General features: G+C 64.7%; 7 protein-coding genes. 3 read left to right on the top strand and 4 right to left on the bottom strand.

The window, feature by feature from the left end; all coding sequences use genetic code 11:
* Nucleotides 1-60: 60 nt before the first annotated feature.
* Nucleotides 61-195 carry a 50S ribosomal protein L34 gene (gene rpmH / locus ACRECS_RS27305; protein ID WP_010162954.1) on the bottom strand — a complete coding sequence of 45 codons (135 nt, stop codon included), beginning with the start codon at nt 193-195 and terminating at the stop codon, nt 61-63.
* A gap of 107 nt (nt 196-302) precedes the next feature.
* Nucleotides 303-563, bottom strand: a complete 261-nt coding sequence (locus tag ACRECS_RS27300; protein WP_431586120.1) for a hypothetical protein — start codon at nt 561-563, stop codon at nt 303-305.
* Between the two features lie 51 nt (nt 564-614).
* Here ACRECS_RS27300 and ACRECS_RS27295 point away from each other — a divergent pair, with 51 nt between their 5' ends.
* Nucleotides 615-1166, top strand: a complete 552-nt coding sequence (locus tag ACRECS_RS27295) for a MaoC family dehydratase (RefSeq protein ID WP_431586119.1) — start codon at nt 615-617, stop codon at nt 1164-1166.
* On the opposite strand, the gene ACRECS_RS27290 is transcribed toward ACRECS_RS27295, so the two are convergent.
* Complete coding sequence (locus ACRECS_RS27290; RefSeq protein WP_431586118.1) at nt 1149-1565, bottom strand: winged helix-turn-helix transcriptional regulator; 417 nt, start codon at nt 1563-1565, stop codon at nt 1149-1151. The genes ACRECS_RS27295 and ACRECS_RS27290 overlap by 18 nt on opposite strands.
* Before the next feature lie 88 nt (nt 1566-1653).
* On the opposite strand from ACRECS_RS27290, the gene ACRECS_RS27285 reads away from it, so the two are divergent.
* Both ACRECS_RS27285 and ACRECS_RS27280 read left to right on the top strand, forming a co-directional pair.
* Nucleotides 1654-2508 carry an SDR family oxidoreductase gene (locus ACRECS_RS27285; RefSeq protein ID WP_431586117.1) on the top strand — a complete coding sequence of 285 codons (855 nt, stop codon included), beginning with the start codon at nt 1654-1656 and terminating at the stop codon, nt 2506-2508.
* Between the two features lie 210 nt (nt 2509-2718).
* Complete coding sequence (locus tag ACRECS_RS27280) at nt 2719-3009, top strand: DoxX family protein (RefSeq protein WP_431586116.1); 291 nt, start codon at nt 2719-2721, stop codon at nt 3007-3009.
* An 81-nt stretch (nt 3010-3090) separates the two neighbouring features.
* On the opposite strand, the gene ACRECS_RS27275 is transcribed toward ACRECS_RS27280, so the two are convergent.
* Nucleotides 3091-3502, bottom strand: a 412-nt coding sequence (locus ACRECS_RS27275; RefSeq protein WP_431586115.1) for a hypothetical protein, incomplete at its 5' end; no start/stop codon positions are given.

Here is a 3502-nt window from a genome sequence, read left to right as displayed (position 1 = left end):
CCGCGAGGAAGTCGCGGCGAATCGCCAGGGTCTTAACCCCGGCATCGCCGGCAGGAGTGTTCAGGCAGACAGCTTCTTGCGGCCGCGATTGCGGCGCGCGCGGATCACGTTGCGGCCGCCCGGGGTCGCCATGCGCGAGCGGAAGCCGTGACGACGGGCGCGCACGAGATTGCTCGGTTGAAAGGTCCGCTTCATCGGTCATTCCCTAAGAATTCTTACCCAAGGGGGTATTTCTGAATGTAAAAGGGCCGCCACGAGGACGGCCTTGAAGCCGGTGCCCATAAGCAAAGCCGGGCCCCAAGTCAACGCGTCCGCGCGTCTTCCGCGCGCAATTGGCGCCGGGCGCGGCTCGCGCGGCGCAGGCCGCGGTCGGCCAGGTCGCCTGCTTTGGGCCAGCGCCGCTTCGCACCGACGAACTGCCGTTTGGCCCAATGCGAGTTGCGCAACATCAGCGCAAGCCCTGCGGCGAACACCACCACCCCGCCCGGGCCGGGGATGATGCCGACTAGCGGAGCGGCGATCACCAGCGCGACACCCAGCGAGAACAAGCCGGTACGAAGCAACGGGCGAGAAACTTTAAGGGCCATGCAACGGATGTGGGGAGGGTGTGTTGCTTGTGCAAGGCACTTCGGCGCGAGAATGAAAAGGCGCTGACGATCCTGATCCGCTCAACTAGAGGGGCGGCTCGACCGGAGATAGATATGCCCAATCCCGACCTGACCCTGGATGACCTCGCCATCGGCGACAGCTGGCCCGGCGGCCCGATCATCGTGGCTGAGGCCGATATCATCCGCTTCGCGCGCGAATTCGATCCGCAGCCGATGCATACTGATCCCAAGGCTGCCGCGCACGGTCGGTTCGGCGGCCTGATCGCCAGCGGCTGGCACGTCGCGTCGCTGGTGATGCGCGATTTCGTCGATACCGCGCCGTTCGGCGCGACACCGATGCTTGGCCTGCGCGTGGATGAACTGCAATGGTTGTACCCGGTGCGTCCCGGCGACACGCTGCAGATCCGGCGCGAGATCGTCGCCGTTGCACGGTCGCGGAGCAAGCCCGATCGCGGCACGATCAGCATGAAGATGACTGTCACCAATCAGGATGGTGCGGTCGTGCTGTCGTTCCTCAACCTGATCCAGATGCCGGCGCGGTCAGGCGCCGGCGGCTGACGCGGCATCCGGCGCGCTGTCGCGCCGTGCAGCGAGAATTTGCGGCAGCCGGTCCTCGATCCAGTCGGCCAGCCCGGCGACCTTTTCCGCCGCTTCCTCGCCGAGCGGCGTCAATGTGTATTCGACATGCGGCGGCACCACCGGAAAGGAGCGGCGGTCGATCAGCCCGTCGGCCTCGAAGCATTGCAGCGTCTGCGACAACATGCGCTCGCTCACTCCGCCGATGCGTCGGCGCAGCGCGCTGAAGCGCAAGGTGCCGGCCTGCAGCGCGACCAGCGTTAGCACACCCCAGCTGCTCGTCATATGCTTCATCACCCCGCGCGAGGGGCAGTCGCGCGCGAACACGTCGCCGCGCTGCAGCCGCTCGGCCAGGTAAATGCTGCGATCGGTGTCGGCCATTTCACACTAACCTTTATGTACGTACTTATGATTAGTTAGCTAGGCCATTACCTGCGGAGCTTCAACCACGAGAAGGAGTGCCCGTCCCATGTACGCAATCACCGGAGCCACCGGCCAGCTTGGCCGCCTGGTCGTCACTACGCTGCTCGAAAAGGTCCCGGCCGGCGAGGTCGTCGCGATTGTCCGGTCGCCCGACAAGGCCGCCGATCTCGCCGCCCTGGGGGTGACGGTGCGCGCCGGCGATTACGATCGCCCGGAAACGCTGGCGGCAGCCTTGGCTGCAGTGTCGAAGCTGTTGCTCATCTCGTCGAACCAGATCGGCCGGCGCGAAGCCCAGCATCGCGCCGCGATCGATGCGGCGCGCACAGCGGGCGTGGGGTTGATCGCCTATACCAGCCTGCTCCATGCCGATACGACGGCGCTTGATCTCGGCATCGAACACCGTGCGACCGAAGCATTGCTGCGCGATTCCGGCGTGCCGTTCACCCTGCTGCGCAACGGCTGGTACACCGAAAACTATGATGCGCGGATCGGCCAGGCCGCGGTCAGCGGGTTGCTGATCGGGAGTAGCGGGACAGGGCGGATTTCCCCCGCTGCTCGCGCGGATTATGCAGCCGCCGCGGTTGCGGTGCTGACCAGCGACCAGGATCAGGGCGGCCGGATCTACGAGCTTGCCGGGAACAGCGCTTATACATTGAGCGAGGTGGCTGCCGAGATCGCGCGGCAAGCGGGAAGGGCTGTTGTCTATACCGACCTGGCCGAAGCGGCCTATCGGCAGATTCTGATCGAGACCGGTCTGCCCGAAATCTATGCCGGGTTGCTGTCCGAAAGCGATGCAAAGGCCGCCGCGGATGCGCTGTTCGATGATGGCGGGGATCTCGCGGCGCTGATCGGCCGGCCGGCGACACCGCTGGCGGTGTCGGTTGCGGCGGCGCTTGCCTGAAGCAGGGGTTTCACAACCGCCAACGTGTCGCGCCGGAACAGTTCTTGCCGAAATGGATCAGGTTTGGAACACATTACCGGCGATGACAGGCTATCCTTTCATAACCCTCCCCTTGGCCGTCATGATCGTCCGGATCATGACGGCCGTCTTTTTCATGGCGCATGCCGGGGTACGGATCGTCAACGGTACGATCCCGCGCTTCGGCGCCTCATGGAAGCGGCTGGTTTCCCCTACGGCATCCCGCTGGTCTGGCTCATCACGCTGAGCGAACTGGTCGCCGGCGCCTTGCTGATCCTCGGCCTTTATGTGCGCTGGGCGACGATCCCGCTGCTGATCATCGCGAGCATGGGCATTGTCATCATTCACCGCCACGCCGGCTGGTTCGTCGGCGAACATGGCACCGGTGGCAGCGAATATAGCGTCGCGCTGATCCTGTTATTGCTGATTGTCGCGGCGAGCGACGGGCCACCCTCCGCCAAAATGGACCGAAATGGAGCATAATTTGCGTATCCCGGACCGTCTGACGGCGGGGTGACCGCGGTTCGCTCCCGGATCGTTCCGACCGGCAGCACGCGAGCCGGCCTATTGCTTGTTTTCCCGTTCGGACTTGCCTTTGTCATACGCGTCGAGTGCCGCCTGATCTTCCTTCAGCACCAGTTCGCACGCCAGCAGAGTCTTGCCGGGCAGTCCTTCGCTCTCACGCGCGATGATCGACACCAAACCCGCATCCGGGGTGGGCTGTTCCGCTGCCGGCAGGGCGCGTGAATAGCCTTTGGTCGACGCACCGAACAGCGTCGAACGCTCGCGGGTGAGGTTATAGCGTGCAGCCAGCGCGTCGGCCTGCTGCCCCTCGACCAGCACGCCGATCGAACTGCCTGCGAAGATCACTTCCCGGGTCCTGAAGCCGTCCTGGCCGATCTCTCGTGGCATTTTGTAGACAGCGGCAGTGAGCAGTGAGGTGTCGGGCTTGGTGATCTTCTCCGCTGCCTCATAC

Source organism: Sphingomonas sp. (assembly GCF_050725575.1).
In the GTDB taxonomy this organism is placed as follows: domain Bacteria; phylum Pseudomonadota; class Alphaproteobacteria; order Sphingomonadales; family Sphingomonadaceae; genus Sphingomonas.
Note: the sequence above shows the minus strand (reverse complement) of the source record. Positions and strands in the feature narration are given on the sequence as shown.

Bases quoted from the DNA above. Each gene is read 5' to 3' on its own strand.
- ACRECS_RS27280 (WP_431586116.1), top strand. From the start codon at position 2,719: ATGGAAGCGGCTGGTTTCCCCTACGGCATCCCGCTGGTCTGGCTCATC.
- ACRECS_RS27285 (WP_431586117.1), top strand. From the start codon at position 1,654: ATGTACGCAATCACCGGAGCCACCGGCCAGCTTGGCCGCCTGGTCGTC.
- rpmH (WP_010162954.1), bottom strand. From the start codon at position 195: ATGAAGCGGACCTTTCAACCGAGCAATCTCGTGCGCGCCCGTCGTCAC.
- ACRECS_RS27290 (WP_431586118.1), bottom strand. From the start codon at position 1,565: ATGGCCGACACCGATCGCAGCATTTACCTGGCCGAGCGGCTGCAGCGC.